Origin of the sequence: Alcanivorax sp. S6407 (genome assembly GCF_023016115.1) — a bacterium.
GTDB lineage: Bacteria > Pseudomonadota > Gammaproteobacteria > Pseudomonadales > Alcanivoracaceae > Alcanivorax.
In genome coordinates this window covers 96,548-122,270 of record NZ_JALKBH010000006.1, presented here as the reverse complement: position 1 = coordinate 122,270, position 25,723 = coordinate 96,548, and the positions used below count along the sequence as shown (strand labels likewise).

The window sequence follows — 25,723 nt, the reverse complement described above, 5'->3', positions numbered from 1 at the left end:
AAGAGAATGTGGGTCGGAGCCAGATCTACAGCGCAGGATCTATGTCCTCAGGAGTTCCACAGGCTTTAGCCCGACCCGTGAGTGTTGGTAGCTAATCAACACTCGTGGAGAGATACAAGGAGTTCCTCTCGAGGGACGAACCGGGTGCCAGCCAGGCACACCCATCCCGGAACCAACACACCACCACCAGCCAACCGCTCCCCCTCAGTGATCTCCGTGATCTCTGTGGTAAAAACCGCCTTTGACTCTACCCTTCACCTGCGCCAAGCCTCCTGAAGCTGCGAGCTTCTCGCTTCGAAAGGGACCGATTTCCGTCGAATGGCATTCGATCTCTATTCCCGGCGGCGTGTTTTGTTGCAGAATGATGGCATGAATCCGGATTCCATTATTTCTGACAGCCCTGCCACCGACAGCGATCACTTCATCTCCGGGATTGGCCTGGCTCAGCTCTATTACGGCGCTGAACGCCTTGGCCTGCCCGCTGCCGAGATTCTGCAACGTTGCGGACTGGATCCGGCTACCTCACTGCAGCCCATGGCGCGGGTGGCCACCTGGCAGGCGGAAGCCTTCCTGCAGGAATTGCTGCTCAGCAGTCAGGATGAACTGCTGGGGCTGCATATTGGCCAGCAGATGATGCCGGCCATTTTCAACACCATGACCACCCTGGCGTTCAGTGCCGCCAGCCTGCGTGAAGCTCTTACCTTCACCACCAAATATCAGGCCCTGATCGGCGGCAACTCCGGCGGCTTTCATCTGGAAAACCGCGACAACGGCAACATGGTGCTCACCGCTTCCATGGTCACCCAGCAGCCGGTGCTGCGCCGCCACCTGATGACCAACCTGATGCTGCTGGCCACCTCCATGGTTCGCTTTATCACCGGGCAACCCAACCTGACCGCCTGCCGGGTGCAGCTGGAGCACGCACCGGTCAATGATGAGGAAAAAGCGATTCTGGAAAGCATCTTCCTGTGCCCGGTCACGTTCGGCGCCGCCAGCAACCTGGTGGAGCTGGATGCCAACACCCTGAACCTGCCCATCAATGTGTTTAATGATCAGCGGCTGGTGCAGGCGGAAGCGGCAGCACGCCAGCAACTGGAAGAAGTGGAGAAACAACAGGACCTGGCCAGTCAACTGCGCTGGCTGGCACGGGATCTGATGCTCAGTGGCCTGCCCCGCCGCAAGACTGTCGCCGATCGCCTCGGCATCAGCCTGCGCACCCTGGACCGGCGTATGGCGGAACAGGGGCTGTCCTGGCAGGAACTGCTGGACGAGACCCGCCAGCAACTGGCTCAGGATTACCTGAAGATCACCGACATGACGGTGGCGGATATCAGTCAGCGGCTGGGCTTTTCCGATACCCGCTCCTTCCAGCGCCGCTTCCAGCAATGGACCGGACTTTCTCCATCCCGGTACCGCGAGGCGCTGTAGCGCCGTATGAACACGGCCCGGGCGGCGATATTTGCCCCCCTGTTGACCCAATCTGTCGTTACCGTCGCGGCACCCGGCGCTGAACAATAACCTGCTGACCGGGCCTGTTTCAGATAATCAGAATAATTACGGGATCAACCCGGCCACGGGATGGAATGGCATGCAACCTGACTACTACATCACTGGCATTGGGGTGTCACAGTATTACTACGGGGCACAACGACTGGGTTTGCCTGCCGCCGAAATCCTTCAGCGCTGCGGCATGTCGCCGGACATTTCCCTGCAGCCCATGCACCACACTGCCGCCGGCGATTTCGAACGCTTCATGCTCGAGCTGATTCTGCAAAGCGGCGATGACATGTTCGGCATCCATGTGGGGGAGCAGGTCATGCCCTCGCTCTACGGCGTATTACCCACCATCGCCACCATGGCCGGGAGTGCCCATCAGGCGATTGAAGCGGCACTGAAATATCAGGCTCTGGTGGGCGGTAACGCCGGCGCCATCCAGCTTCTCGACGAACCCGGTGAGCATGTGGCCTTTCAGGGACTGATGGCCTATTCCAATCCGGTGATTCGCCGCCACCTCGTTGAAAGCATGGCCGTGCTGCTGTTCAAGCTCGCCACCTTCATCTCCGGGCGACAAGACCTGAAAGCCGTTGAAATTCATTTCCAGCATTCCCCCGCCTCCGAAGCCAGCCAGGCCTACCTGGAGACGTTGCTGGGCTGTCCGATACGCTACCGGGCCCCGGAAATTCGTATCGTGGCAGAACGTTCACTACTGGATATCCCCTTGAACGCCTATAGCAATGACGCCATGCAGGTAGCCGAAGCGCTGGCCAGGAAACAGCTTGCCCAGCAGCAGGCCAACCAGTGCATTATCCAGCAGATCAAACTCCAGGTGCGCACCCTCATGGCGGGCAGCTCCCCCCGGCGAGAAATCGTCGCCGACCGCTTGGGCATTTCGGTTCGCACCCTGGATCGGAGGTTGGCCGATGCCGGGTTGACCTGGCAGCAACTGCTGGATGGCTTGCGTGCCCAGCTGGCCCGGGAGTTCCTTCGTGAGCAGCCACTCACCATGCAGGATATCGCCAGTCGACTGGGGTTTGCCGATGCCCGTTCCTTCCAACGCCGATTTCGGCACTGGACCGGCATGAGCCCTTCGCAATATCGGGATCAACTCCAGCACGACTGACATCCGGGGCGCCGCCCTCACCCTGCACGACACCGCCGCATCATTGAGTTGAAAGTGTAAAGTTCAAAGTTGAAAAGGCGCGCGCAAGGTTTTCATGTTGCCCACCTATGTGCCCGCGCCATTACCGGTAAGCGCGGGCACAGCCTGGCAAAATCCGCCGCCCCGGTCCGCGTTTCAACTTTAAACTTTACACTTTCAACTCAACCCGCGACGTCATTTGTCAGCCCGCTGGCAAGATTTACCTCTGCGCCCTTTCCCACCCCCTGCCGACAATAGTCCCTCAGTCTGATCGATAGCCCATCAGACGGGGATAATCATGAAAACAACAATAACAATCGGCCTGCTGGTGCTGGCCTGTGCCGGCCATGCTCGCCTGCAGCCGCTGGATGAAAGCGAAATGTCTGCCGCTCACGGGGCCGGCATTGCCGTGGCACTGGATAACTTTCGTTATCTGATGGCACCTACCAGCTACTTTGAACAGGTGGGCATCAGCCCGGCTGGCGCTTGTACGTCAACTGGTAACACCAGTGGCAATCAGAGTTGCTGGCGGCGCGGCGACCTGCGCTGGTATGGCATCAACATTTCCGGTGCCGGGGCTGGCGGCAGCCACTGGAATGAATCCCTCTGTGACGCCTCGTCCCTGTCCTGTCCACGGGGCGGGCAGATTCAGTGGTTTTCCCCCTTTGATAACCCCTATGTGATGCGCGCCTGGTCTCCCCGCGGCATGGCCTGGGATGGCAGCCTGGTAAACCAGGATGCCTCCAGCCCGGACAAGACCATCTACGAATTCCTGGCACCCACCAGCCAGCCGGATTACACCCTGTCGTTCTGGGGCGAAATCGAAGCCGGCGCCACCCGCAACAGCGCCACCCAGCTGCTCACCGCCGGGCAAGGTATCAACAACACCAGCGGCGGCGGGCTGCTGAAAAGCCAGACCATTATCCGCGGCAATGCTGCCGGCAGTGTGTTTCGCCTGTTTCAACATACCGAACCGGGCAACGAAACCTTCGGCATGATGTACCACAGCTATCTTCGTGGTGATTTCCGCTTCAGTGTTGCTCAAGCCAACAGCGGCGCCACTGACATCATCGGCCAGGCCCCGGTATTCGAAGCTAACGAGGGGTTGATCTTCCGTAATGTGGAAGCCTTCCTGCCCTTTGGGCAACTGTATTACCAGTCTCTGGTGCTGGGGCCGGTGGGCACCAGCGGGGATTTTTATCTGCAACTGACACCCATCCCCAATAACCCCACGGTCTACAACCGTTTCTACGGTCTCGACAGTGGTGATATCCGCGGCTTTGAAACTGCCCGCACTGCCACCCGCGACTGGCAAACCCCCTGCGCTGGCGGCGACACGGCCTGCCAGAACTACCGCCTCTCCCACGGCTTTGTTCGCTATGGAGACTGGTATCCGGCCATGGCCGGCTGGGCCGCCCAGGGCACCCGTGAAACCATCAATGCCAGCAACGACGGCATCATCTTCCAGGCCCGCAGCGGCAGCACCTTTAACGCCTTCGCCAAACGCCCGATCCGCATCGACAAGCGAGGCGAGACATCCAGCATGCAGCAGACCCAGAACTACAACTGCGACCCCAATAATCCCGGGGTCTGTTTCGGGGTTGGCGAAGGACCGATCAGCAGCGGCCCCGGCAACAGTAACCGTTACTACACTACTGACCGGGTCAACCTGGGTTCCGCCCGCATCGAAGGACTGTTGATCAACCAGTTCCACATGGAAAGCTGCCGGCCGGGGGTGTGCTGATGAAGACATTACTTCCTGCATTGTTATGCCTGGCCATCAGTGCCCACGCCGACAGCCTGCAGCCGCTGGATGATCAGGAAATGGCGCATATCGCCGGGCAAGCCGGGCAAGGCATGCAACTGACCCTGATGCTGCGCAACAACGTGGATGCCTCAGGCAATCCGATCGGCTGCACCAGTGGCGGGCTGAATCCCTGCCGCATGGGCTTCGAGTTGTCCGCCCGTGATGGCATCTGGCTGATGTTGAAGGATTATTACGGCGAGCTGCAGATCAATGACCTGCGCATCGACAACGCCACCCTCCCTGCCAGCAACACCAGCCACTACGACGCCAGTCGCTTTCTGTCCGTGGAAGGCGATTGTCTGATCGCCGGCTGCAACCCCACCGGGCTTTTGTCACTGCGCACCCGTTACCCCTTCCACAAGGACGTGGGCATTTACAACGACCTGAACCTGTTTACCAACATTGGCCGGGTGGCGCTCGAATACGACGACACCGTCAACAACATTCCCGGCTATATGCGCGATGCCGCCACCGGCAGTGTGCTCGGTTTCCGGGCCAGCGATAGTCAGGCACTCAATGCCCCTGCCAACATGCGATTCGAAGGTGAGGCTTATGTGTTTGGCTTCTAGGAAAAAATCGCCGCTTGCCACCTGGCTGTTGCTGACTGGCGTGCTGCTTGGCAGTCATGCCCACGCGCGCCTGGTTCCCATGGAAGATGAAGCGCTCTCCGATGTCCTGGCCCAGGATGGCAGCCTGTTCCTGTCGGATCATATTGCTCCCAACGCGCTTGCCAATGCCCCCGGTGATGGCTCCGCCAACTTTGATTTTTATCGCATGGGGCTGGACGTAAAGCTGAACCTGAATGCCAACATGGCCAAGTTCCAGCTCGGCTGCGGTGGCGTAAATGATCTGCTCTCCAGCTCTGCCGCCTGCGATATCGACATCGATTACCTGAGCTTCATGGGCATCAACAACGACGGCGACTTTCCTGCACTGGATGGCCCGGAAAGTGCCTTTGAACTGATTCGTCCCTACGTGGAGCTGGCGGTCAAGAACGACAACAGCGCCACCCTCCGTGAAGTGGTCGGTCTCAAGGTCGGCGGCCAGCGCATCAATGGAGCGCTAGGCATTGGTCGCGACTACACCGGCGCCAGCAAACCCTCCGAGGGATTCGTCGGCCCGGGCCTGGAGACCTATCTGGTCAACCAGGAGCATGGCGGCACCTGTAACCCTTCCGCCACTACCGGCCAGGGCGTGGTCAACTGCCACTCCGGCATCAACAGCGTGTCCGGTTTTCTGTCACTGGAACTGTCCGCCGCCATTCGCGCCCGTGCCAACATGGCCGGACTCTACAACGCCGATCTGGATACCTGCTTTGGCCGCATGAACCCGGCCCAGTACGGCTGCGGCCCCAACTCCATGCCATTCTTTGTCGATGCCGGCGGCACCCGCTTACAGACACTGCACGTGGCCGCCGCGAAACTCACCGTGGATGATATTGATCTGAACTGTGCCTGGTGGGACGCCGTGTGCTGGGGCATCGTCAATCCCCTGGCCAGCGCCATCGTCAACGAGGGCTATGGCCAGCTGAAAATCGACATGCGTCAGGTGCACTACCTGCTGACCCCCAACACGGAAAACTTTTTCCTGTCGCTGCAACGGGAAAAAGTGGCCTGGCCCAATTACAGCAAGGCGCCACCGCCCAATAACATTGCCTTTGATGCCTGCAACCCGAGCTATGGTCAGATTCCTTCCAACGGACGCTGCTCCAGCGGCTATGCACCCACCGCCAACACCGGCTGGTGGTTGAATGCCCCCGGCGCCAAGATTCTCAACATCAATCCACCGGATCGCATTGATGTGGGCCGCGTAGATCTTGGCACCGTCATCAGCCTGCTCGGCCCGGAAGGGCGGCTGTTGATTGATAATCCCAAGATTGATCTGCCCCGGGTGTCCAACTGCTACGGCAGTGCGGTGTTCTGTTGAGGGCATGACCATGAAACGACATCTCGCCCCCATGTTGGTCATCACTTGTCTGCCTGCCACCTCACTGGCGCTGCAAGCCATGACTGATGATGCGCTGTCCACTGTCACCGGCGCAGACGGGGTCTCCGTCGGGTTGAACAGCGACACCGGCATCAGCGCGGCCAGCCTCCAATGGGTGACCGACGACAACGGCCTCAATGATGGCTCCTGCAGCGGTGGCATAGCCAACCAGCATGCCTGCACCCAGTTACAGGATGTCTCGCTGGAAGGTGTCGGCGGTGCGCTCAACCAGCAATGGGATCTGGATGTGGGCAGTGATGACAGCGGCAATCCCATGCTCGCCGTTACCGGGAACTGGTCGCCGCAGAAATTCGAGATCGGCGGGCTGACGTTCAACACCGCAGCAGACAATGCCTCAGCACGATCACTGGGCTCGCTGGCACTGATTTCCTCAGGGCAGTTTTCTCTTATCAATCGTGGTGGCTTTTTCAATGCGGGAGGCGATTACGCCACCCTGGATATGTCTGCCAACGGGGATCTGATTTATCGCCAGGGAGCAGCCGGCAGTGCCGAGCTCAGTCTCGCCAACCTGTTGTTAGCCGCGCGCTTCACCAATGGTGCAGCCGGCGGGCAGGCGCTCTCCACAGGACGGGTTGGCATCGATGCGCAGGGGTTGCTGGTCAGTGCGCCGTTTGCCGATGTGGATATCGGCTTCGACCTGGCGTTCAAGGCCAACCCCGCAGACTTTGATCAGACCGGGCGTAATAACCTGCTGCGTTTTGGCTGGCAGGGCGGACTGGTCAATCCGGTCTGGCGACTGCAAGCCGGTGGATTTGGCTACGGTATCTACATGAATGGCGCCGACAGCTACCAGGACTTTGATGGCAGCCAGAGCGGCCAACGCTCCCAGGGCATCAGCCTCTATACCGAATGGGATTTTGACAGCGACTTTTCCCTCTCGCTGGGCGAGGCTGGCGGCAATGGCACCATTGCCCGCTTCAGCAACTGGCAGCGACTGGGGGCCGCCCCGGGCCCCATGTTCAGGCTACCCATCATCTTTGATGTATTTCAGGGCGGCGTGGGGCCAGCGGGACTCTGTGCCGGCAGCGCTACCTCAGGGGTGGTAGATCAGACCGCCTGCACTGCAGCCGGCGGCGAGTGGTACGGCAACACCCTGCCCGGCGCGAATGAAGCGGCATTTGGCGTGCTCATGCGTGATGGCCGCCTGCTGGCCTACAACACTCTGGTCGAGGTGGAGGATCCGCTGGCCGGCGGCACCGTCACGCCGGTGGACTGGGGTGCGGCCTTCACTTTCGGCAAGCTGGATGCGGATATTTTTCTTTACCCCTATGGCCGCGCAGATGGCACCACCGTTGCCACCACCGACACCGGCATCCGTGCTGACATCAACCTGATCGCCCAATCCCCGGATGCCTGGCGACGGGCCAACAGCAGCAGTGCCGCCGTGCGCGCCACCTCCGGCAATGGCTGGCAGACCAACACCCATTTCATGATGGTAGATAGCGCGGCCAACGCCGGTGTCGGCTTTATCAATGGCGACATCATTTACCAGGCACGAGACCTGTTCATCCGCGTCACCGATGGTGATACCCGCTATCCGGATTTGCCCGGTGGCCTGTGGCTACAAACGGACAACAAAGCCCAGTATCACTTCCGCTCCATTTTCGGCGGCGGCTATATGGACAACCTCAGCTATGACGCCCTGACCAAGGTGTCGCTGATTGATGTGAACCTGAACACCAGCCAGTTCCTGTTTGTACTCAATCCGCTGCCTGTGGATAGCAGTACCGGTGCCGCGCCGATCGGCTTTAACGGCCTTCTGGATCTGGATAACAGCTATATCACCGTAGGCGAGATCTCCAGCCCGCAATCCCAGTTTTACGTAAAGGATATTTCCGGGCGGGTGGCATGGCGCAACGGCAGTCTTTCCATGGTGTCCGGACAGAATACCAGTGATGGCTTGCCGCAACTGGCCATCAGCAACGACCTGGATATCGGTACGTCCGCCCATTTTGGCGGCACACCCGGCGCCCCTTTAGTCGGCACCCTCGGCTTCGGTTCAGAAGATTTCGGGCGCATGGCCATTCCGGCCGGCACCTGGCATAGCGATGTGATTCTGAAAATTCCCTGAGCTTTTTACCCGTAACGGATAACAACAATGAAAACGGTTTCTCCATTACTGCGTTGTTCACTGATCCTGCTGGCCATGATGGTCCTGCAGGGCTGTGCCATGTTCTCGCTCAACCCAGCGCAGAACCCGCCTCCCGACCAGTATGTTGCCGCAGAAGGCGCTACCCCGGTGGTGCTGGAAAGCGCAGATCAGCTCTCCCTGTTTGGCCAATGGTGGCTTCCCGAGGGCCCGAATGAACCCCGTGGCGTGGTGCTGTTATTGCACGGCACTATTGCCCACTCCGGATTCTATTCGCCCATGGCCACTTTTTTTTCTTCCCGGGGCTTTGCCGTGTTCGGCATCGACCTGCGCGGCTGGGGTCAGTCCCAGGGCTTCGGCCGCAACGGCGTCATCGGTAACTATGACGAGTATCTGCTGGACTTGCGCAGTGCCTATCAGGAGGTAGAAGCCCGCTATCCGGACTTGCCGCTTTATCTGCAGGGCGAATCCATGGGCGGGGCCATTGCCCTGCTTTCGCAGATAGAAGATACGGTGGAAGTGGATGGCCTGATCCTTAATGCACCCGCAGTCCGCCCGGGACTCAGCTTCGGTCCGGTCAGCTCACCGCACTGGCTCTCGAATATGGGGCTATGGACACTGTCACAACCAGGCAAGGTGTTCCCCAACATGCCAGCCCTGTATCACGGCAAGCTCATGGAACACATCGGCATCGGCCTGTTGTTGAAGGAAGAGGAATACCAGCAAGCCTTTCACAACGACCCTTTCGCCACCCACAAGGCACTGCCCTTCAGTTACTTTACCGGACTGCAGAATGCTACCAGCCGGATAGAAGACGGACTGAGTCTGGTCACGGTGCCGGTACTGATACAGCAAGGTACCCGGGATGTACTGGTACCGGTCAAATCCAGCGAATACACCCTTGAACATATCGGCAGCGAAGACAAAACCCTGAAGGTGTATGAAAAGATCACCCATGCCACCCTGCATGACCGGCGCCGGGAAGAGATCTGGGGCGACATCATCAGCTGGCTGGAAGCCCGTCTGCCAGAAGACGACGCAGCAGCGCCGGCGCTGACCCTGCATCAGGATCCATCCGCGAGCCAAACCACTCCCTAGAAAACATTCCGGAAGTGCATGCACCTACTGTAGGAGCTCCCTTCCAGGGGACGAACCGAACGCAGCGAGGCGACCGAAGGGAGGTCATTTTTCTGGCGTTTCTGGAATCCTTACCTCGCTTGGGCTCGGATCGCTTGCAGGCAAGCTCCTACGGGTTATAACAAGGCCCCGTGCCAACTGCATCTCAGTTCCTCGCTGTCGCTCGGTTCGCACCTCAAGTGGTGCTCCTACAGCGACTTCGTAGAAATGCAGAAGCTCGGGAACTTATCCAGGGTTTGCTATCGAATCGAGCGTAGCTTGTAGCTTGTAGCTTGTAGCTTGTAGCTTGTAGCTGTGAGCTGTCAGTAATGCGGCGGTGGGGCGTCTTCGATCTGGGCGGATTCAAAGGCCTCGGAGAGATCCACCAGACGATCCACCATCTTGCGGCAGGCCTTTTCCAGTTCATCAATCTTCTGCTGCTGATCGGCAACCACCTTGTTGAGGGCCTCGATCAGATCTTCCTGATAGGCCAGCTTGGTTTCGATATCAATCAGACGGTCATCGCTCATGGCATATCTCTCTATTCACCTCACGCAGGAGCGTTGCTGGCCGCGCGATTCAAACCCGGGATCAAAAGCATTATCACCACAGAGGGCACAGAGATCACTGAGGAACAGGAGATTATACCTCTGTGTGCTCTGTGCCCTCTGTGGTAAATCTGCCTCTAATGACGCCGCCTCCGAGCGCCGCGAAGGAACGCGGGCACGACCTCTGAAATCGGTAGGCCGTGACCGCGCCTTGTAGCTTGTAGCTCGTGGCTTGTAGCTGCTCTTCCCCATTGTACTGGCCTGAACCGCAGATTTCCGCTATGGTTTCATCCGTCTTGGGGGAGTAGTCGCTCGACCCGCTTTCTGACAAGCCTCAAGGTGGCCGTCAACATAGTTGCGCCTCATGCGCATGGCGTCCACATCCGCTCTGCCCTCTATGGGTTGCCCGGATTGACGAGACCTGAGACACGACTTGCATTCCGCTGGGGCGGGATTGGCAGGTAGTGTCTCTGTGTCGAAGTAATCCCGCCCCTCTGGAAATCAATATGGAAGCCACCCTCAGTTCCTTCTTGCTGGTCGCCCTGGGCGAAATCGGTGACAAGACCCAACTGTTGTCCCTGGCCCTGATTCTCAAATTCCGCAAGCCCTGGCCTATCCTGGCCGGCGTGGTGATTGCCACCCTGCTCAATCATGGCGTGTCAGTGTGGTTCGGTGACTGGCTGGCCGATGCCGTACCCATGGACTGGATGCGCTGGATTCTGGGCATCAGCTTTATCGCCCTGGGCCTGTGGATGCTGATTCCCGATGGCGACGAAGAGATCAGCAACGAGCCCAAATACGGCCCCTTCCTGACCGCCCTGGTGCTGTTTTTCATCGCCGAGATCGGCGACAAGACCCAGCTGGCCACCATTGCCCTAGCAGTGCAGTTCAAGGACCAGTTCTGGCCGGTACTGAGCGGCTCCACCCTGGGCATGATCGCCGCCAACCTGCCGGTGATCTGGCTCGGCCACCAGTTCGCCAGCGAAAAGCTGGAAACCTGGGCCCACCGCATCAGCGCCCTGCTGTTTGTGGGCTTTGGGGTTTGGGCATTGGTTTAATACCGCTTCACGCATCAGGCACCACGCTACACGCACAAAGCCTGCTACAATCTGGCTAATTTTTTGCGTGCATGCGTGTTGCGTGCTGCCTGTTGCGAGTCCTGTTATGGCCCTCACCGCCACCATTTTCAAAGCCGAGCTGACCATCTCCGATATGGATCGGGATTACTACGCCACCCACAACCTGACCGTGGCGCTGCATCCCTCCGAGACCGAATCGCGCATGATGCTTCGCTTGCTGGCTTTTGCCCTCAATGCCCACGAGGATCTGGCCTTTTCCAAGGGCATTTCCAATCCGGAGGAACCGGATCTGTGGCAGCACAATCCCAACGGCACCGTGGCGCACTGGATCGAGTTGGGCATGCCGGACGAGAAGCGCCTGCGCAAGGCCTGCGGCATGGCAGAAAAGGTGACGGTATACTGCTATGGCCCCCGTGCGCCCCAGGTCTGGTGGGACGGTATCAAAAACAAGGTGCAGCGTTTTGATAATCTGTCCGTCATACATATTGATCACGACAGCGAAGTGGCGCTGGAGGGATGTGTGAACCGGACCATGCAGCTGCAGGCCATGATTCAGGATGGCCAGACCTGGTTTGGCACCACTGACAACAATATCGAGATTGGGCTGGACCGCTGGTATCCGGCAGGGAAGTAACCGGCGGCGACATCACGTTTCGGGGGAAACATGAAAAACGCCATTATCCTGATCACTTTCACTGCTCTTGTTTTCCTGGCTGGCTGGTGGATAAGTGATGAGCCTCTGGATCCCGCAGCACAGCTCTGGCTGGAAACTGATGATCAAGAGAATGCCGCCTACCAACATCTAGTTGATCTGATTGGGATAGATCCCCCCTTTGACCCTGACACTGCCCAGCAGAAACTTGATCGGCCTGCGTCATTCCCCCCTTCTAACGCTGACTTGCTCGAAGAGCTCCTTCAGCAAGATCTGCTATGCGAGCACTACACCGCTGCCTGCCTGCTAAATCAGCAGCAATATCACGCCCAGGCTAACGAATTGCTGTCCCGCTTTTCGCCTTATTTGGCACGATATAAAAGCTTTCTTGATTTTGAAGAATTCAGGGACAAAACTCCCTCCGGAATCGACACGCCATTTCCACACTATCGCCGACTAATTGCACTGGCCAGGTTGCAATCCCTGCAATGGGCAATGAACAAAGACGGCCAGGGGCTGGCGTCCGAAATCGAACGCCTGCGCCATCTTCTCGCCCAGCGTCACAGCATTCTCAGCAAGGTGATCGTTACCAGGATACTGTCAGAAAAAATACAGTTGGCTGCGCTTTTAATGCAGCAGGGTCAGCCTGTTTCTCTGAGCCAGTATCGCCTTTCCACAGCGGAAAAAAGTTTCCGCTCCGCGCTGGCCTACGAGTTCCGCTTTTCCACCAGTGTCCTTCAGCAGGATTGGCGGAGTAATGAATTCTTTGGCGAACACTGGCTGGAAAATCTTTACTACATTATCGGACTGAGAGAGAACATCACCACCAACCGGGCTTTCCTTTTCTATCAGCACTATGCCGACCTGTCGGAAAACCCGCCTTTTGTCATCGCCAACGATGTTTATCAGCTTCCCGCACCATCCCTGTCGCAAGCCATCCGCAATCCTGCCGGCAACCAGCTTCTGGAAAGCTCGCTTCCCCATTATACCGAATACCTGAACCGGCTTTCCCATCTCGACGCGCAAATGCAGCTGTTGAGCTGGTTCCGTCACCACGATCCGTCTCTGCCAAACCCGTGGTCACCGGAAGGCGGGATGATGCTGGAGAAGAGCAGCGATGAGATATGCTTCCCTTCGGATTTCAACAGCGAAAACATGCGATCCTGTCTGCCATTGCTGGATGCGGATCAGCACCTTGAAAAACAGGGCTAGTGCCTCCATCACTCCATCAGTTTCTACTGGAGCCTGACCATGGCCATTGAGCTGACCTGCCCCTCCTGCGGGGCCATCAATCGCGTACCTGAAGAGCGGCTGGACAGCCGCCCGGTTTGCGGCAAGTGCAAAACCCTGCTGTTGAATGGCCAGCCGCTGGCCGCCAGCGACGCCTCGTTCCAGCGGCTTGTAGACCGCAACGGCCTGCCTTTGGTGTTGGACTTCTGGGCCAGCTGGTGCGGCCCCTGTCAGCAATTTTCGCCGACCTTTCAGGCCACCGCCGCCGACTTCTCCACCCGCGCCAGGTTCATCAAGGTGGATACCGAGGCCTGCCCGCAAACCGCAGGGCGCTTTCAGATCCGGTCGATTCCTACGTTGATGATTGTGAAAAATGGCAAGGAAGTCGTACGTTTATCGGGAGCGTTACCGAAAGCACAATTTGTTCAATGGCTTGAGCAGCATCTGGGCAACTAATCCTGCCCCTTGACCCTGACGCCGGCCATGCAGGGTCTGCTGCCTTGTCAATTCGGCCGTGGTTATCGAAGATGCACGCTCAACTGATTGTCGCGAGCGTGCCAACCCCATGTCAGAACTGATCCTTCATCATTACCTTTTTTCCCCCTTCTCCGAGAAAGTCCGTGCCATGCTCGGCTATGCGGGTCTCAGCTGGCAGTCTGTGGAAGTCAGGGAAATGCCACCCCGCCCGCTGCTGGCACCACTGGCGGGAGGTTACCGCAAGATTCCGGTTGCCCAGATCGGTGCCGATATCTTTTGCGACACCCGCGCAATCGGTCGCGAGATTGCCCGCCTCAGTAACAAACCTGAACTGGCCATGGAGAATTGCCCGGAAGAGGTACAGGAATTTATCCGCGAAGTGGATCTGGATATCTTCCTGGCCTGCATCATTACGGCAGGCAACCTGACACTGCTTCGCAAGGTGCTGAAAGAATCCGGCGCGGTTGAGCTTGGCAAGTTGCTGTGGGACCGTGTGCGCATGGGCAGCAAGGCCAAAGTAAAAGCCAATAGCCCCGGGCAAATGAAGCGTATGGTACGCGCGCATCTGGACCGCCTGGAAAGCATGCTGGCCAACCAGCCTTTCCTTTTCGGTGACACCCCCAACGCCGGGGATTTTTCCGCTTACCACAGCCTCTGGTTCCAGCGCGACCTGGCAGAGCAGCGTGTCGTCAAAGGCTACCCGAAGGTGAATGCATGGCTGGATCGACTGCAGGCTTTTGGTCAGGGCAACCGAACAGAGATAAGCCCGGAGCAGGCGCTGGAGATTGCCCGCAGCCACACCCCCCGCGCTGTTCCGGAAAGTGACAACGATGCCGAACTGATCGGGCAGTCCGTCAGTATTGCTCCGACCGACTACGGACGCGAACCCGTCTCAGGCACTCTGGTGGCCAGCAACGCACAGGAACGGATCATCGTTCGCGATGATGCCACGGTTGGCGAGGTTGCCAACCACTTTCCCAGCGAAGGTTTCTCGGTCAGGCAGTAACCGCCGTCACATGTCTCTCTGGTTGACCCGTTTCATCAGCGCTTCTGCACTCTCCTTGCGCTCGGAGTAACGGTCAACCAGATAGTCACTGCGATCACGGGTGAGGTAGGTGAATTTCACCAACTCTTCCATGACATCCACGATACGGTCATAAAAACCGGAAGGCTTCATGCGATCGTTGTCATCGAATTCCAGAAATGCCTTGGCAACGGAAGACTGGTTGGGGATGGTCACCATGCGCATCCACCGCCCCAGCACCCGCAGCTGATTCACCGCATTGAATGATTGGGATCCGCCGCAAACCTGCATCACCGCAAGGGTCTTACCCTGGGTGGGCCGCACCGCACCCAGTGACAAAGGAATCCAGTCGATCTGGGCTTTCATGATGCCGGTCATGGCACCGTGGCGTTCAGGAGAACACCACACCATCCCTTCACTCCAGGTCACCAGATCACGCAATTCCTGCACCTTGGGATGACTGGCATCTTCACTGTCCGGCAGCGGCAAACCATCAGCGTGAAAGATCTTTGCCTCTGCCCCCATGGCCTCCAACAATCGCGCCGCCTCCATCACCACCAAACGACTGAAGGAACGGGTCCGCAGCGATCCATACAACAACAGGATGCGCGGCTTGTGACTGGACTGCTTGTCACGAAACACCTCATCCGGCGTCGGAACCCGGAAACAGTTCTGATCAAGGTTAGGAATATCACTCATTGTATTTTCAATTCTCTACACACAATGGTGGAGATTGCCGAGACAATTTCCACCCTACGACACCGTAGGGCCGAAATGGGCATCAGCCCATCTCCGCCGTTCTGGTTTTCGCTGTTAACTGTTAACTATTCGCTGTTAACTGCTTTGTTCGAACCACTGCGGCGTACGATTAACAATAGCCACCAAAGACAACATCACCGGCACCTCCACCAGCACCCCCACCACTGTGGCCAGCGCCGCACCGGAATTGAGTCCAAACAGGCTAATGGCCACCGCCACCGCCAGTTCAAAGAAGTTGCTGGTACCAATCAGGCAGGCGGGGCCGGCCACATTGTGCTTCAGACGAAGCTGTCTGGCCGCCCAGTAGGCGATAGCAAAAATACCGTAGGTTTGAATCATCAGCGGAATGGCGATCAATACAATCGCCATGGGCTTGGCGATAATGGTTTCTGCCTGAAAGCCAAACAGCAGCACCACGGTGGCCAGCAATCCCATCACACTGACCGGCTTGAGATGATGAACGAAGCCAGCCACCCGCTCTTCACTGCCCAACAACTGGCGAGTGATAAAGCCGGCGATCAACGGCAGCACCACATACAACACCACCGACAACACCAGGGTATCCCAGGGCACCGTGATGTCGCTGACGCCGAGCAACAAGGCAGCAATCGGCGCAAACGCGAACACCATGATGATGTCGTTAACGGACACCTGCACCAGAGTGTAGTTGGCATCCCCTTTGGTAAGCTGACTCCACACGAATACCATGGCAGTACAAGGGGCCACGCCCAGCAGGATCATCCCGGCGATATATTCAGTGGCGGTTTCCGGTTCCACCCAACCGGCAAAAAACACCTTGAAGAACAACCAGCCCAGTGCCGCCATGGTGAACGGTTTGATCAGCCAGTTGATCACCAGAGTCAGCAGCAATCCGCGGGGATTCTGGCCAACCTGTTTGATGGCATGGAAATCGATCTGGATCATCATCGGGTAGACCATGACCCAGATAAACACCGCCACCGCCAGATTCACGTGGGCGTACTCGAAAGCGGCTACCGCATGAAAAAGATCGGGCATCCACAAGCCAAGGCCAACGCCAGCAGCAATGGCCAACCCGACCCAGACACTCAGGTAACGCTCAAACAGACCCATCAGAGATCACCCATCCGTTGGTGGATTTCTTCACCACACTTCACCAGCCCTTTCTGATTCAACTCATCCAGCGAGGTGGCAAACAACGCCCGCAGACGCCCCTCCAGCTGCTGATAGGTCGCCTCGAATGCGGCGGCGATTTCGTCGTCCGTTCCAGTGGCATGGGCTGGGTCCGGCAGACCCCAGTGCAGTTTCGGGGTATCACCCAGCCACACCGGGCAGGCCTCCCCTGCCGCGCTGTCGCAGACGGTAATGATCAGATCGATCTCTTCCCCTTCCAGATCATCCATGGATTTGGAGCCTGGATTCTCAGGCACGATACCGTGCCGGGCCAGCACGGCCAGCGCACCCGGGTTGACCTGCCCGGTGGGATGACTGCCGGCACTCAGGCCACGAAAGCGACCCACTCCCAGATGATTGATCAGCGCTTCACCGATAATGGAGCGGCAGGAATTACCGGTGCACAGCACCAGGATGGTCAGCGGTTGCAATTGCATGTCAGTTCTCACAGCAGGAAGCAGCAGATTCATTCAGTGCCAGCGCTTCGCGAGCCGCTGGCACCAGCTGGGTCAGGGTCTTCTTCGCCCAGCCAGGCAGGTCGGGGCTGATACGGTAATGCATCCAGGTGCCCTGCCGACGGGCGACCACCAGGCCGCACTGACGCAGCTGGGCCAGATGTCTTGAGATGGTGGACTGAGGCGCCTGCAGGCTCTCCACCAGATCACAGACACATACCTCCCCCTGGCCGTGAAGCAGGGAAATCAGGCTCAGGCGGGTGTCATCGCCAAGGCATTTGCACAGTTGAGTCGGGGTCAGCATGATGTCCTGAATTCGTATATTCGGAAATACGGATATTACAGCTGTAAGCCTCCAGCAACAAGCCATGGCGCGGGAAGGTTTTGTGACAGAAAGCGTTTCGAGTTACGAGAAGCGAGTTTCGAGTTTCGAGTTTCGAGTTTCGAGTTTCGAAGATCAAAACTGGTTTTTGCTTTTCGCAACTCGAAACCCGTTACTCGAGAATTTCCCTCGCCAAGGCTCGGTTCGCGTCTCAAGCGACGCTCCTACAGCAGCTGCGGCGCCCCAAACAAAAAACCCGGCCTTTGTCGGGCCGGGTTTTTGCGTGCTGCGTGAAGCATGTTGCGTGCAGCGTCTACTTCTTCAGCTTCGCTTCGATCTCGTCCACGCTGATGTGGCGCACGTCCTTGCCTTCCACCAGGTAGATCACCTGCTCGCCGATATTGCGGGCGTGGTCACCGATGCGCTCCAGGGCGCGCAGGGACCAGATGATGTTGAGTACCCGGGAAATCGCCCGCGGGTCTTCCATCATGAAGGTTACCAGCGAACGCATGGCGCTGCGGTATTCCAGATCCACCTCTTTGTCTTCCGCGGCCACTTCCAGTGCCTTCTTGGCATCGAAGCGGGCAAAGGCATCCAGAGTATCGCGCAGCATGTTGCGAACGTGGTTACCGATATGACGGACCTCCACGTAACCGCGCGGCGACTCACCCTCTTCGGCCAGCTGCAGACCCATGCGGGCAATCTTGGCGGACTCGTCACCAATGCGCTCCAAATCGGAAACCGCCTTGGTCACCGCGATGATCAGTCGCAGATCGGAAGCTGCCGGCTGACGCAGAGCCAGCACCTTGGTGCACTCCTCGTCGATCAGCATTTCCAGCTTGTCGACCTTGTCTTCAGTTTCCAGCACCTTTTCCGCCAGTGCCGAATCCGCCTGCAGCAAAGCCTGCAGGGCATCTACCACCTGCTTCTCTACCAGGCCACCCATTTCCATCAGGTTGTTACGGATGGATTCCAGCGCTTCGTTGAACTGGGATGAGCTGTGCTCACCAAAATGCATACGATCCATGAATTGTCTCCTTGTCCTTAACCGAAGCGGCCGGTGATATAAGCTTCTGTCAGATCGTGCTCGGGTTTGGTGAACACGGTCTCAGTGTCATTCATTTCCACCAGACGCCCCAGATGGAAGTAGGCAGTACGGTTGGAGACACGGGCTGCCTGCTGCATGGAGTGAGTCACGATAGCAATGGTGTAGGACTCACTCAGCTCGGCAATCAGTTCCTCGATCTTGGCGGTGGCGATGGGATCCAGTGCAGAGCAGGGCTCATCCATCAGCACCACTTCCGGGCTGACCGCGATGGTGCGGGCAATACACAGACGCTGCTGCTGACCACCGGACAGACCGGTACCCGGCGAATGCAGACGATCCTTTACTTCATTCCACAGGCCAGCCTTCTGCAGGCTGGTTTCCACGATTTCGTCCAGGTCATATTTCTTGTTGGCCAGACCGTGAATACGCGGGCCATAGGCCACGTTGTCGTAGATGGACTTGGGGAACGGGTTGGGCTTCTGGAACACCATGCCTACCCGGGCACGCAGCTCTACCACATCCAGCTTGGGATCGTAGAGGTCCTGGTCTTCCAGGTGCAGGCTGCCTTTCACCTGACAGATATCGATGGTGTCATTCATGCGGTTGAGGCAACGCAGGAAGGTGGATTTACCACAACCGGATGGACCGATCAGAGCCACCACTTCATTCTTGCCGATATCCAGGCTGACCCCATGGATGGCCTGCTTGTCGCCGTAGAACACATCCACGTCGCGCATGCTCATCTTGGCATTGTCCACATAGGGACTACCAATGGTCTGTTCCGGGTAGCGGGTTGAGTTTTCCATTGCCTGTTCACCTTCACTCTGGCTTGCCGGCGTATCGCTGCGCGGCGTCTTGTCGTCAAACTTTTCTGCAGTATCCATGTTTAGAGCCCCTTTAGCACTCATTGTTACCAGCGCCGCTCAAGACGCTTGCGCAGGAACACCGCCAGTGTATTCATGGCGATCAGGAAAGTGAGCAGCACCATGATGGCCGCTGAGGTCAGCGCCACGAACGACTGCTCCGGGCTGTCCGCCCACAGGTAAATCTGTACCGGCAACACCGTGGAAGGATCCAGCGGCCCGCCGGGCACATCCACGATAAAGGCCACCATGCCAATCATCAGCAGCGGTGCGGTCTCACCCAGTGCCTGGGCCATACCGATGATCGCACCAGTGAGCATGCCCGGCAGGGCCAGCGGCAGTACATGGTGCAGCACCACCTGCATGTTGGACGCACCCAGCCCCATGGCCGCCTGACGAATACTCGGCGGCACCGCCTTGATGGCCGCGCGGCTGGAAATGATGATGGTCGGCAATGTCATCAGAGTAAGAACGATACCGCCCACCAGCGGTACCGAACGGGGCATGCCGAACAGGCCGATGATGACCGCCAGACCAAGCAGACCGAAGATGATGGAAGGCACCGCCGCCAGGTTGTTGATGTTCACTTCGATGAAATCAGTGAAGCGATTCTTCGGTGCAAACTCTTCCAGATAGATTGCCGCGGCCACACCGATCGGGAAGCTCAACAGCAGCGTTACGATCATGGTGAACAGTGAGCCCATCACCGCGCCCCAGATGCCCGCCAGCTCCGGCTCACGGGAATCACCGTGGGTAAACAGGGACTTGTTCCACTGCAGTTCCAGCTTGTCTTCCGCTTCGAAGGTCTGGATCCAGGTTTTCTGGTTTTCGCTGAGGCGCGATTCGAGACGATCATCACTGCTGGATTTCACATAGACATCCACATCATCGTCCGCCAGCAGCCACAGGGTGCGGGTCTGACCCAGCAGCTTGCGATCCGCTCTCAGCATGTCACGCAGCTCATAACCAGCGCCGGTACTGACCAGACCGTACAACTCACGCTTTTCCTGACGCCCGTCGACACCGGGAAACTTTTCCCGCAGGGCATCGCGGATCAAGCCATCGTAGTTGGCAAAGTTCAGTTCTTCATCGTCGTTTACATCCATGATGTCCAGGGTGTATTCGTCGAAGGTCACATCCATCTGCACGTAGGTTTCGAAGAAGGCACTGTGACCCTTGCCGATGATGTCGGTGAACAGCAGCACCAGCGCCAGCAGACCGAATCCGATGGCGGCCATACCGTAAGCCTTGAACATCTTCTCGGCGCGGTAGCGCTTGGCCAGTGACTTGCGAACCTGTTCGGTAGTTTTACTCATCTCGCTCTCCTCCAGGCCCTAGTCGTATTGCTCGCGGTACTTCTTCACGATGTGAAGCGCAACCACGTTAAGCAGCAGGGTAGTAATGAACAGCATCAGGCCCAGCGCAAACGCCGCCAGGGTCTTGGCACTATCGAATTCCTGGTCACCGGTGAGCAGAGTCACGATCTGCACGGTTACCGTAGTCACCGCTTCCAGCGGATTCACCGTCAGGTTGGCGGCAAGGCCGGCGGCCATTACCACGATCATGGTCTCACCGATGGCCCGGGAAGCCGCCAGCAGGATACCGCCCATGATGCCCGGCAGTGCGGCAGGGAAAATGACTTTCTTGATGGTTTCGGAGCGCGTGGCCCCCAGACCAAGAGACGCATCACGCAGCGCCTGCGGCACCGCGGTGATCACGTCATCTGCCAGCGAAGATACAAACGGAATGATCATCACCCCCATCACCAGGCCAGCGGCCAGGGCAGACTCGGACGCCACATCCAGGCCGATGGACTCACCCAGCTGGCGAATCACCGGTGCCACCGTCAGCGCGGCGAAGAAGCCGTACACCACGGTAGGCACACCGGCCAGCACTTCCAGCGCCGGCTTGGCAAAGGAGCGCACCTTGGGCGGCGCATACTCGGCCAGGTAGATGGCGGACATCAGCCCCACCGGTACCGCCACCAACAGGGCGATGGCAGAAATCAGCAGAGTGCCCATGAACAACGGAATGGCGCCGAAGGCTCCCTCGGATGCCACCTGGTCTGCACGCAGTGCCGTTTGCGGACTCCATTGCAGGCCAAACAGGAAATCCGTGGCCGGCACCTTGCCGAAGAAACGCACGGACTCGAACATCACCGACATCAGAATCCCCACCGTGGTGAGAATGGCGATAGTGGCGCTGAGCATGAACAGGGTCTGCAGGACTTTTTCTACCTGCTGGCGCGCGCGCATCTGCGGGGAAATCTTCAGCCAGCCCCAGGCGGCACCCAGCATCGCCACCACGATCACCACGACCGCCAGCGCCATGCGATTCAGCGAGCGCAGACTGTTGAGTTTCTCGGCCGCAGCGGCCACCGCGGGGGACACTTCGCTGGCAGCAATGGCACCGCTGGCCACGTTGCCAATCTGGTTAAGCAACAGATTGGCAGACGAGGCATCCACTGGCTGACTGTCCGCGGGCAGACTGTCCATCACCGTGACACGGATCAGGGTGTCATCGAAGATCAGCCACGCACCCAGCACGACCAGCGCCGGAATCGCACACCAGATAGCGGTGCGCATGGCGTAGTAGAACGGCAATGAATGCAGGTGGCGGATGCCGCCCAGTGGCCGGGCCAGGGCAAACGAACGCCGGTGACCCATGTAATAGGCCCCGGCGATCATTACCACCAGCAGCAACAGCAGATTACCGGTTTGCATGGTGTTCTCCGTTTGGTTTTTTCTCCAGTAAGCGGGGCGATGTTACTGCGTCGCTTACTGCAAAAAAAATGTCATAAATTCAATTGTTGGTTAAAAAGCCCGGGGGCGAAATCGCCACCGGGCTAGGGGGCCTCTGACCAACCCCTTGCATACTCAGCGTGGCCAGAAACGTGCAGCTGTTGTGTCTTGCCTCGACGGTCAGGGTGGCTCCCTTTCCTAGAGGCAAGGCGCAGCAGATGTGCGTTTCTGGCCGCGCCCTCCGGGGCCTCAAGGCTGATCCGCACTCGTTGTTGCAATTCCTTGATGGGTGGACACACACCTTCGAAATTGCGCCCTCTTTACCTTTGCCGAGGGGGCGAACCAGCCTTGAGGCCTGAGCATGCAAGGGGTTGATCAGAGGCCCCCAAAGCATCCTTGCTTTTTCTTCTTCCAGATCAGCGCTTAGTGCAGATCTTCTTCGCCGGTCATGGATTTCAGGCTGCGAGCCTGCTTCATCATGTCCTTGCGCAGATCGTCGCCCAGCGGAATCATGCCTTTCTCGGCCAGGTAACCTTCCGGGCCCCAGGCTTTCTCGCTGGAGAATTCTTTCACGTAGCCCTTGATGCCCGGTACCACACCCACGTGGGCTTTCTTCACGTAGAAGTACAGGGAACGGGATACCGGGTAGTCGCCAGCAGCGATGCTGTCAAAGGTCGGGGCAACACCACCTACGTTGGCGCCCTGCACCTTGCCACGGTTCTGATCCAGGAAGGAGAAACCGAACACGCCGAAGGCTTCCGGGTTCTTTTCCAGCTTCTGAACGATCAGGTTGTCGTTCTCACCGGCTTCAACATAGGCACCGTCTTCACGGATGCTGCGGCAGATCGCCTTGTACTTGGACTTGTCCTGCTTCTTCATGTCTTTCAGCCAGGAGAAAGTCTTACAACCGCCTTCGATGGCCAGCTCGTTGAAGGCATCACGGGTACCGGAAGTGGGCGGCGGACCGAGAACCTCGATCTTGGTGTTCGGCAGGGCCGGGTTCACTTCTTTCCAGGTCTTGTAGGGGTTGGCTACCAGCTTCTCGCCGCCCTTCGGATCCGGAACTTCCTTGGCCAGGGCCAGGAACAGGTCACGCAGGGTAACATCCATGTGCTTGCCCTTGGCAGAGTTGGCGAACACGATGCCGTCATAACCGATCACGACTTCGGTGATGTCCTTCACGCCATTTTCCTGACACTGGACGAACTCGGACTTCTTCATGCGACGGGAAGCGTTGGTGATGTCCGGGTGCTGGGTGCCCACGCCGGCGCAGAACAGCTTCATGCCGCCACCGGAACCGGTGGATTCGATTTTCGGAGTCGGGTTGTTGGAACCACGACCAAAACGCTCGGCAACGGTGGTTGCGAACGGGTATACCGTGGAAGAGCCAACGATAGAGATGTAATCACGGGTGTCGGCAGTGGCCGGAGCGCTGGCAAAGGCCAGGGCGGCAGCTGCGCCAGCAAGGGTTGCTTTGATCTTGAAGTTCACAATAAGCCTCCAGGTTACGCATGGCACCGGTGATGATGTTGTTTTGTTCCACCCCGGTTCTATCAACAACTGTTGCAAGCCAGTTCTTGTTTCAGCACGACGCATCCTAGAGAGGCATTGTGACAGCCACATTACAGGGTTGTCGCAATTCAACTTTTTTCGCTTATGGTCCGCCTAACGCCCCGGAGAACAGGCCAAAACCGCCCCAGACCCTCAGGAATGGGCTGAAATAGGCCTGCAGCGCCCGTATAATGCGGCCCACACGCTCCGGGGGAGCGAACCAACAATAACAAGGTGTCATGAAACAACCTCTTCTGCGCTGGCAGCAACGGCTGACCGGCTTCACCCTCGCACTGGGCCGCTCCACGGCCTGGCTGGCACTGCTGCTGGTGCTGGGCATGATGCTGGTGGTGACTCTGCGCTACGGGTTCGGCATCGGCAACATTGCCCTGCAGGAATCCCTGACCTACCTGCATGGCGCCCTGTTTATGCTCGCCATCGCCTATACCCTGGCCGAAGATGAGCACGTACGCGTGGATGTGCTGTACCAGCGCTTCTCGCCCCGCCAGCGTGCCTGGGTAAATCTGCTTGGCACCCTGTTCCTGTTATTGCCGGTGTGTGGCGCCCTGTTCTGGCTGTCACTGGACTATGTATTAAGTAGCTGGAAAGAACAGGAAGCCTCCGCCAATGGCGGCCTGCCTTTCGTGTATCTGCTCAAGTCACTGCTACTGATACTGCCCGCCTTGCTGACCATTCAGGGGCTGGCCGAACTGATGCGCCACAGCCTTACCCTGATGGGAGCCACCCTGCCCGCCCCTGAGCAGCATCCGGAGGACGGACTGTGATGGAATGGATCCCCCTGATCATGTTCGTGGCCGTGTGCCTGGTATTGCTCAGCGGTTACCCGGTGGCCTTTGCCCTGGGCGGCACCGCCCTGCTGTTTGCCGCTGGCGGCATGGTAGCCGGGGTATTCAGCCCCGCGGACCTGACCTTCGTGCCCAACCGCCTGTTCGGCATCATCGAAAACACCACCCTGATGGCGGTCCCCCTGTTCGTGTTCATGGGGGTGATGCTGGAAAAGTCCCGGGTGGCGGAAAATCTGCTGTCCAGCATGGGCCGCCTGTTTGGCCCCCTGCCGGGGGGAATGGGGCTGGCCATTATTCTGGTAGGCGCCCTGCTGGCCGCCAGCACCGGTATCGTCGGCGCCACCGTGGTGACCATGGGGCTGCTGTCCCTGCCCACCATGCTGCGCCAGGGTTACCAGCCACAGCTGTCCACCGGCCTGATCTGCGCCACCGGCACCCTGGGCCAGATCATCCCGCCCTCCATTGCCCTGGTGCTGCTGGGTGATGTGCTCTCCAATGCCTATCAGGAAGCCCAGCTCAAGCAGGGCCTGTGGTCACTGGACACGGTGTCGGTGGGCGATCTGTTTGTCGGCGCCCTGATTCCCGGGCTGATCCTGGTGGGGCTGTATCTGTTGTATGTGCTGGCGATCAGCCTGTGGAAGTCCCATCTGGCGCCGGCCATGGCCCGCGATGAAGACACGGCAAACAGCTGGACCGACCTTCTGCGCGGCCTGCTTCCGCCTCTTCTGCTGATTGGTGCCGTACTGGGCTCCATCCTCACCGGCACCGCCACCCCCACGGAGGCCGCCGGGGTCGGGGCCTTCGGCGCCCTGCTGCTGGCCGCCTTCAACCGCCATCTGAACCTGACGATTCTCGGTGAAGTGGTGCGCAGCACCAGCCGGGTCACCGCCATGGTGTTCATGATCCTTATCGGCGCCAGCCTGTTTTCCCTGGTTTTTCGGGGTTTTGGCGGTGAAGAGGCGGTCCATGGCCTGTTCGAATCCATGCCCGGCGGCGTGATTGGCGCTACCCTGCTGGTGATGCTGCTGATTTTCCTGCTCGGCTTTATTCTCGACTTTATCGAGATCACCTTCGTGGTAGTGCCGATTGTCGGACCAGTGTTGCTGGCCATGGGGCTCGACCCGGTATGGTTGGGGGTAATGCTCGCCCTGAACTTGCAAACCTCGTTTCTGACCCCACCCTTCGGGTTTGCCCTGTTCTATTTACGCGGCGTGGCACCGGCACAGATACAAACCGCCCAGATTTATCAGGGTGTGGTGCCGTTTATCGTGATACAACTGCTAATGCTGGCCATTCTGGCTATGTTCCCGGCACTGGCAACCTGGCTACCTGAACAACTGTACGGCTGACGTCAGCCTG

At 58.4% G+C, this 25,723-nt stretch carries 24 protein-coding genes; 14 read left to right on the top strand and 10 right to left on the bottom strand.

Translation table 11 applies throughout. The features are described 5' to 3' along the window. Positions 1-318: 318 nt before the first annotated feature. From MWU49_RS14195 to MWU49_RS14165, 7 genes are all read left to right on the top strand, one after another. The gene (locus MWU49_RS14195) at positions 319-1,428 is read left to right on the top strand and encodes an AraC family transcriptional regulator (protein ID WP_246973616.1); all 1,110 of its coding nucleotides are present in this window, start codon (positions 319-321) and stop codon (positions 1,426-1,428) included. Between the two features lie 160 nt (positions 1,429-1,588). After that, positions 1,589-2,620 carry an AraC family transcriptional regulator gene (locus MWU49_RS14190; protein ID WP_246973613.1) on the top strand — a complete coding sequence of 344 codons (1,032 nt, stop codon included), beginning with the start codon at positions 1,589-1,591 and terminating at the stop codon, positions 2,618-2,620. 316 nt (positions 2,621-2,936) lie between these two features. Next, entirely contained in the window at positions 2,937-4,382 is a 1,446-nt protein-coding gene (locus tag MWU49_RS14185; protein WP_246973610.1) for a hypothetical protein, read from the top strand. Then, entirely contained in the window at positions 4,382-5,014 is a 633-nt protein-coding gene (locus tag MWU49_RS14180; protein WP_246973607.1) for a hypothetical protein, read from the top strand. The genes MWU49_RS14185 and MWU49_RS14180 overlap by 1 nt, the downstream gene beginning before the upstream one ends. Continuing rightward, positions 4,998-6,371, top strand: coding sequence for a hypothetical protein (locus tag MWU49_RS14175; RefSeq protein WP_246973604.1), 1,374 nt, complete (start codon positions 4,998-5,000; stop codon positions 6,369-6,371). The genes MWU49_RS14180 and MWU49_RS14175 overlap by 17 nt, the downstream gene beginning before the upstream one ends. Positions 6,372-6,381: 10 nt before the next feature. Beyond that, positions 6,382-8,523 carry a DUF6160 family protein gene (locus MWU49_RS14170; protein WP_246973601.1) on the top strand — a complete coding sequence of 714 codons (2,142 nt, stop codon included), beginning with the start codon at positions 6,382-6,384 and terminating at the stop codon, positions 8,521-8,523. 27 nt (positions 8,524-8,550) lie between these two features. After that, positions 8,551-9,639: an alpha/beta hydrolase gene (locus MWU49_RS14165; RefSeq protein ID WP_246973598.1), complete on the top strand. Its 1,089-nt coding sequence runs from the start codon at positions 8,551-8,553 to the stop codon at positions 9,637-9,639. 341 nt (positions 9,640-9,980) lie between these two features. On the opposite strand, the gene MWU49_RS14160 is transcribed toward MWU49_RS14165, so the two are convergent. Beyond that, positions 9,981-10,187, bottom strand: coding sequence for a SlyX family protein (locus MWU49_RS14160; protein WP_246973596.1), 207 nt, complete (start codon positions 10,185-10,187; stop codon positions 9,981-9,983). Between the two features lie 524 nt (positions 10,188-10,711). On the opposite strand from MWU49_RS14160, the gene MWU49_RS14155 reads away from it, so the two are divergent. The 5 genes from MWU49_RS14155 (at position 10,712) to MWU49_RS14135 (ending at position 14,649) form a co-directional block, all read left to right on the top strand. Next, the gene (locus MWU49_RS14155) at positions 10,712-11,263 is read left to right on the top strand and encodes a TMEM165/GDT1 family protein (RefSeq protein ID WP_246973619.1); all 552 of its coding nucleotides are present in this window, start codon (positions 10,712-10,714) and stop codon (positions 11,261-11,263) included. A gap of 106 nt (positions 11,264-11,369) precedes the next feature. Further along, positions 11,370-11,918, top strand: coding sequence for a YaeQ family protein (locus tag MWU49_RS14150; protein WP_246973594.1), 549 nt, complete (start codon positions 11,370-11,372; stop codon positions 11,916-11,918). Between the two features lie 30 nt (positions 11,919-11,948). Next, positions 11,949-13,148 (top strand): hypothetical protein, encoded by a 1,200-nt coding sequence (locus MWU49_RS14145; RefSeq protein ID WP_246973592.1) that lies wholly within the window; start codon positions 11,949-11,951, stop codon positions 13,146-13,148. Between the two features lie 39 nt (positions 13,149-13,187). Beyond that, entirely contained in the window at positions 13,188-13,622 is a 435-nt protein-coding gene (trxC, locus tag MWU49_RS14140) for a thioredoxin TrxC (RefSeq protein WP_246973590.1), read from the top strand. Between the two features lie 109 nt (positions 13,623-13,731). After that, a complete protein-coding gene (locus tag MWU49_RS14135) occupies positions 13,732-14,649 on the top strand; it encodes a glutathione S-transferase family protein (protein WP_246973589.1) in 918 nt (305 codons plus the stop codon). A 6-nt stretch (positions 14,650-14,655) separates the two neighbouring features. On the opposite strand, the gene arsH is transcribed toward MWU49_RS14135, so the two are convergent. The 9 genes from arsH to MWU49_RS14090 all read right to left on the bottom strand — a co-directional run bounded on the left by arsH (position 14,656) and on the right by MWU49_RS14090 (position 23,498). Then, positions 14,656-15,366 (bottom strand): arsenical resistance protein ArsH, encoded by a 711-nt coding sequence (gene arsH, locus MWU49_RS14130; protein ID WP_246973587.1) that lies wholly within the window; start codon positions 15,364-15,366, stop codon positions 14,656-14,658. 135 nt (positions 15,367-15,501) lie between these two features. Then, a complete protein-coding gene (gene arsB, locus MWU49_RS14125; protein ID WP_246973585.1) occupies positions 15,502-16,518 on the bottom strand; it encodes an ACR3 family arsenite efflux transporter in 1,017 nt (338 codons plus the stop codon). Next, on the bottom strand, positions 16,518-17,015 hold the full coding sequence (locus MWU49_RS14120; protein WP_246973583.1) for an arsenate reductase ArsC: 498 nt from the start codon (positions 17,013-17,015) through the stop codon (positions 16,518-16,520). The genes arsB and MWU49_RS14120 overlap by 1 nt, the downstream gene beginning before the upstream one ends. 1 nt (position 17,016) lies before the next feature. Then, positions 17,017-17,337 carry a metalloregulator ArsR/SmtB family transcription factor gene (locus MWU49_RS14115; RefSeq protein WP_246973581.1) on the bottom strand — a complete coding sequence of 107 codons (321 nt, stop codon included), beginning with the start codon at positions 17,335-17,337 and terminating at the stop codon, positions 17,017-17,019. Positions 17,338-17,668: 331 nt separating this feature from the next. Continuing rightward, complete coding sequence (gene phoU / locus MWU49_RS14110; protein WP_246973579.1) at positions 17,669-18,382, bottom strand: phosphate signaling complex protein PhoU; 714 nt, start codon at positions 18,380-18,382, stop codon at positions 17,669-17,671. Between the two features lie 17 nt (positions 18,383-18,399). Next, positions 18,400-19,209 (bottom strand): phosphate ABC transporter ATP-binding protein PstB, encoded by an 810-nt coding sequence (gene pstB, locus MWU49_RS14105; RefSeq protein ID WP_246973618.1) that lies wholly within the window; start codon positions 19,207-19,209, stop codon positions 18,400-18,402. Positions 19,210-19,313: 104 nt separating this feature from the next. Beyond that, positions 19,314-20,582 carry a phosphate ABC transporter permease PstA gene (gene pstA, locus MWU49_RS14100; protein WP_246973576.1) on the bottom strand — a complete coding sequence of 423 codons (1,269 nt, stop codon included), beginning with the start codon at positions 20,580-20,582 and terminating at the stop codon, positions 19,314-19,316. An 18-nt stretch (positions 20,583-20,600) separates the two neighbouring features. Continuing rightward, positions 20,601-21,989, bottom strand: coding sequence for a phosphate ABC transporter permease subunit PstC (pstC, locus tag MWU49_RS14095; protein WP_246973574.1), 1,389 nt, complete (start codon positions 21,987-21,989; stop codon positions 20,601-20,603). Positions 21,990-22,430: 441 nt separating this feature from the next. After that, positions 22,431-23,498 carry a substrate-binding domain-containing protein gene (locus tag MWU49_RS14090; RefSeq protein WP_246973572.1) on the bottom strand — a complete coding sequence of 356 codons (1,068 nt, stop codon included), beginning with the start codon at positions 23,496-23,498 and terminating at the stop codon, positions 22,431-22,433. Between the two features lie 299 nt (positions 23,499-23,797). Here MWU49_RS14090 and MWU49_RS14085 point away from each other — a divergent pair, with 299 nt between their 5' ends. Both MWU49_RS14085 and MWU49_RS14080 read left to right on the top strand, forming a co-directional pair. Then, positions 23,798-24,343, top strand: a complete 546-nt coding sequence (locus tag MWU49_RS14085; RefSeq protein WP_246973571.1) for a TRAP transporter small permease subunit — start codon at positions 23,798-23,800, stop codon at positions 24,341-24,343. Further along, positions 24,343-25,713: a TRAP transporter large permease subunit gene (locus MWU49_RS14080; protein WP_246973569.1), complete on the top strand. Its 1,371-nt coding sequence runs from the start codon at positions 24,343-24,345 to the stop codon at positions 25,711-25,713. The genes MWU49_RS14085 and MWU49_RS14080 overlap by 1 nt, the downstream gene beginning before the upstream one ends. Positions 25,714-25,723: the final 10 nt, after the last annotated feature.

Coding starts and splice junctions, on each gene's coding strand:
- MWU49_RS14195 (WP_246973616.1), top strand. CDS start 319: ATGGCATTCGATCTCTATTCCCGGCGGCGTGTTTTGTTGCAGAATGAT.
- MWU49_RS14175 (WP_246973604.1), top strand. CDS start 4,998: ATGTGTTTGGCTTCTAGGAAAAAATCGCCGCTTGCCACCTGGCTGTTG.
- MWU49_RS14120 (WP_246973583.1), bottom strand. CDS start 17,015: ATGCAATTGCAACCGCTGACCATCCTGGTGCTGTGCACCGGTAATTCC.
- MWU49_RS14135 (WP_246973589.1), top strand. CDS start 13,732: ATGTCAGAACTGATCCTTCATCATTACCTTTTTTCCCCCTTCTCCGAG.
- arsH (WP_246973587.1), bottom strand. CDS start 15,366: ATGAGTGATATTCCTAACCTTGATCAGAACTGTTTCCGGGTTCCGACG.
- MWU49_RS14185 (WP_246973610.1), top strand. CDS start 2,937: ATGAAAACAACAATAACAATCGGCCTGCTGGTGCTGGCCTGTGCCGGC.
- MWU49_RS14145 (WP_246973592.1), top strand. CDS start 11,949: ATGAAAAACGCCATTATCCTGATCACTTTCACTGCTCTTGTTTTCCTG.
- phoU (WP_246973579.1), bottom strand. CDS start 18,382: ATGGATCGTATGCATTTTGGTGAGCACAGCTCATCCCAGTTCAACGAA.
- arsB (WP_246973585.1), bottom strand. CDS start 16,518: ATGGGTCTGTTTGAGCGTTACCTGAGTGTCTGGGTCGGGTTGGCCATT.
- trxC (WP_246973590.1), top strand. CDS start 13,188: ATGGCCATTGAGCTGACCTGCCCCTCCTGCGGGGCCATCAATCGCGTA.
- MWU49_RS14180 (WP_246973607.1), top strand. CDS start 4,382: ATGAAGACATTACTTCCTGCATTGTTATGCCTGGCCATCAGTGCCCAC.
- MWU49_RS14160 (WP_246973596.1), bottom strand. CDS start 10,187: ATGAGCGATGACCGTCTGATTGATATCGAAACCAAGCTGGCCTATCAG.
- pstA (WP_246973576.1), bottom strand. CDS start 20,582: ATGAGTAAAACTACCGAACAGGTTCGCAAGTCACTGGCCAAGCGCTAC.
- MWU49_RS14170 (WP_246973601.1), top strand. CDS start 6,382: ATGAAACGACATCTCGCCCCCATGTTGGTCATCACTTGTCTGCCTGCC.
- MWU49_RS14150 (WP_246973594.1), top strand. CDS start 11,370: ATGGCCCTCACCGCCACCATTTTCAAAGCCGAGCTGACCATCTCCGAT.
- MWU49_RS14115 (WP_246973581.1), bottom strand. CDS start 17,337: ATGCTGACCCCGACTCAACTGTGCAAATGCCTTGGCGATGACACCCGC.
- MWU49_RS14085 (WP_246973571.1), top strand. CDS start 23,798: ATGAAACAACCTCTTCTGCGCTGGCAGCAACGGCTGACCGGCTTCACC.
- MWU49_RS14080 (WP_246973569.1), top strand. CDS start 24,343: ATGGAATGGATCCCCCTGATCATGTTCGTGGCCGTGTGCCTGGTATTG.
- MWU49_RS14165 (WP_246973598.1), top strand. CDS start 8,551: ATGAAAACGGTTTCTCCATTACTGCGTTGTTCACTGATCCTGCTGGCC.
- pstB (WP_246973618.1), bottom strand. CDS start 19,209: ATGGAAAACTCAACCCGCTACCCGGAACAGACCATTGGTAGTCCCTAT.
- pstC (WP_246973574.1), bottom strand. CDS start 21,989: ATGCAAACCGGTAATCTGCTGTTGCTGCTGGTGGTAATGATCGCCGGG.
- MWU49_RS14190 (WP_246973613.1), top strand. CDS start 1,589: ATGCAACCTGACTACTACATCACTGGCATTGGGGTGTCACAGTATTAC.
- MWU49_RS14155 (WP_246973619.1), top strand. CDS start 10,712: ATGGAAGCCACCCTCAGTTCCTTCTTGCTGGTCGCCCTGGGCGAAATC.